The following is a 2,881-nucleotide window of genomic DNA, read 5'->3' on the forward strand; positions in this document are numbered from 1 at the left end:
GTGTCGCTGTACCCGCAGTGCCCACGTTGGCTCCTGTAATCGTGAGCGACTTAGAGACAGTCACGTTTTCGGTGTATGTACCAGAGGCTACCGTAATGGTATGACCATCTAAAGTCGCAGCCGCATCGATAGCCGCCTGAATGGAGCTGAAGGTCGCGCCAGTGTTTGTATTTGTTACTATACCTGGAGGTAATTTCCGGGTATCAAACGTATTAGCCTGAGCGTTTAACGTAGCATTTAGGAGAAGTGCAGATAAAACAAACGCCCACAATAGTATGGCTTTTTGGGGTTGCCAGCGGACCTCCGGTAGAGTATACTTGTCTTGCATAAGGTAAGAAAAATTGATGAACTAGATAGCAATATGATGTTCCTTTGCTATAAATTTTCATATGAAAAAATGTGTCAAAAGGAGATCAAGACGCGAAATAATGCCTTTTCGCTATACGACAATGGATGGCACTGTTATGCAAGATTCCAGTCATTCAGGTGGAAGTAATCTTAATAAGGATTTATGTATATATATACTTTTTTATGTTGTTTCTGAATATTGTTATAATTGAATAAATGTTGGATCTAACTTTACGCCGTTTTATAAGTGACAATAAATATGTAAATAATATACTATTTGGAATAGGTATATATTTTCATAAAAAATCAGCAATTATTATTGATAATTTTAGAATGAGGGACGCAACAGTTGATTGGTCTGTACTAGTCAAGGATATGGAACTGTTTATGCGGCTTAAAGTATCAGACATTCTATTTTAATGAGGAGTCTGCGTATATTGATGACCGTTAGGAAAGCGCTAGCGTATTCGAGAAAGTAAACTGTTAAGTAGGAATTATACGACGGAAGAAAGCTGAACCTGAGGTTTTTATCCTAAATCAATCTCACAGATAGGTTTTTTACAGACGGTTCTCTCGACTTGTTATCGACTAAACAACTGAATCATCTATTTCATCAAGTGATGAATATCGGATGCCAATCTACAATAATTCACGTCTTTATTAGTCAACTGAGCTTTATGTGAGATTGTATAAAGTTATGGGTGATTCAGCTCCCCAGAAATGCGCGTACGTCTTGTCTGGTTCGACTAGTATGTGCCCGAAGCCACTAGAGCTATGAATAGGTCAGGTAATTATATCGAATGATACAGGGCGATTATCGCTTAGGCTTCGGCTCCTCGATCAACCTACTATTATTTTTCCTGCGGGAGCTTTGCTAACTGATCCGTTTCGCCTGAGCAATGAACGCTTCAGTCGACATCAAGGGCTGTTTAGCCGATTCCGCCAACAAGGCTTCTGTCTGTTGGCGGTGAAATTGATTCAGGTAGTGCAGTATAGCCATAACTGTTTTCAGGTCGCTAAAATAGACGTTTTCTGGATTGGCACCTACAGATAAATGTCATTGAGTTGCCCGCAACCTGAATACTAAAGTACTGTAAATTTATAAAAGGTTACTTGCGCTGGTTGGGAGCGTCCAAGATAAGGACTTTAACTAACCCATAACTTACTGTGAAACATTATTCAGACACTGAGCGAGAAGATGCACAGACAGTTGCCCAGATTGATCAGGTGATTCACACGAAGGTAGCCGACTGGGAGCAGCACTACGCTACGTTGGTGGACATGTTCGGCCGGATTCCTACTGATTATAAAAATCAGTTTGAACAGGACGGTATACAGTACATAAAATTCTGGGAACAGGATGAGTATGACTGGTATATGGAGTTGATAAAGCCCGATAAACCGATAGAACCGCTGGCTAATGCCTATCCGAGATGTTGTTACCTGTTAGCGATTATTCTGATTGAACAGGGCAAAGCTAACGAAGCCTATAGGATATTGTCGAAAGGTTTGGAGCTAGAACCCGATCAGCCGTGGCTGTTATCTGAAATGGGAATGTTGGGTGGCCAGGCTGCTCAGACAGAGCATAATTCGAAAGTCTGGAAAACCGCCTTTAGCTGGTATGCGCACGCGTTTGAATCAAGGCCCTACAATACACCTGCTCAGAAAGCCCGCGCCTTACGGGGTATGGGCTTTGCCTGTATTGAACTGGAGGATTGGGATATGGCCGAAAAATATTACGAAGCGTCGTTGACCTGGCAGGATAGTGAAAATGCCAAAAACGAACTTGAACTGATCCGGGAGAAAAAGGAAGATCCAGCTACGACGGTATCGATTAAGGGGAGTGGTTTCGATAAAGGAGAACGACCAGATTCCTATACTACTTTTTGGCACAGGGCAGAAAAACTCCCCAAAACCTTGCGGGACGAATTGCCGGATGTGTACGTTTATATCTGGGCGAAAGCAGCCCGACTTGGTGCGATTGGCCCGGTAAACTACCGAAACGACGATCATTTTAAGTACCCAGCCGCCGACTGGAAACTGGATGAAGTGATGGCGGGTAGCTTTCAAATTACCAATTATCTGAAAGGGTTTCACCCCGCTCATGCTTTGGAGGCACTATCAGATGAAGGCATGGAACAGTTAATCAGAACCTTTCATTTCGCTAAAGAAGCGGAAACGCTCGTACGCAACAGCGCTGATCAACTAATAAAAAAAGTCTCTTTCAAACACCTGATGGATGGCGAAACCATAGACCTGTACTACGTAGCGCCAGCGAAAGAAGCCAAACCCTGGTGGAAAATTTGGTAGAGAATTTTCTTTACCCAGACACCTGTTCAAACTTTTCTTCCAGGGTCAAAAAAGAGCTGGTTTTGTCATTTCGACCGGAGGGAGAAATCTCCAGATTGACTAATAGGATAATTGAGATTTCTCCCTCCGGTCGAAATGACAAAAAGCGATTGCATCAGTAACCTTTTCTAAACGTTTAAACAGGTTCCTATTGATTGACATAATGTTGACAAGGCTGTGTTGA

Annotated in this window: 3 protein-coding genes; 1 reads left to right on the plus strand and 2 read right to left on the minus strand. The window is 42.5% G+C overall.

Going from position 1 to position 2,881, the window contains the following annotated elements:
- Both ACOJS8_RS06125 and ACOJS8_RS06130 read right to left on the minus strand, forming a co-directional pair.
- On the minus strand, positions 1–328 hold a 328-nt coding region (locus ACOJS8_RS06125; protein WP_420147650.1), incomplete at its 3' end, for a hypothetical protein.
- Between the two features lie 894 nt (positions 329–1,222).
- A complete protein-coding gene (locus ACOJS8_RS06130; RefSeq protein WP_420147651.1) occupies positions 1,223–1,348 on the minus strand; it encodes a hypothetical protein in 126 nt (41 codons plus the stop codon).
- A gap of 167 nt (positions 1,349–1,515) precedes the next feature.
- Here ACOJS8_RS06130 and ACOJS8_RS06135 point away from each other — a divergent pair, with 167 nt between their 5' ends.
- A complete protein-coding gene (locus tag ACOJS8_RS06135; RefSeq protein WP_420147652.1) occupies positions 1,516–2,658 on the plus strand; it encodes a tetratricopeptide repeat protein in 1,143 nt (380 codons plus the stop codon).
- Positions 2,659–2,881: the final 223 nt, after the last annotated feature.

The organism is Spirosoma sp., assembly GCF_048594605.1.
Lineage (GTDB): Bacteria > Bacteroidota > Bacteroidia > Cytophagales > Spirosomataceae > Spirosoma.

Excerpts from the sequence above, each read along its gene's own strand:
- ACOJS8_RS06130 (WP_420147651.1), bottom strand. The coding sequence starts at position 1,348 with ATGGCTATACTGCACTACCTGAATCAATTTCACCGCCAACAGACAGAA.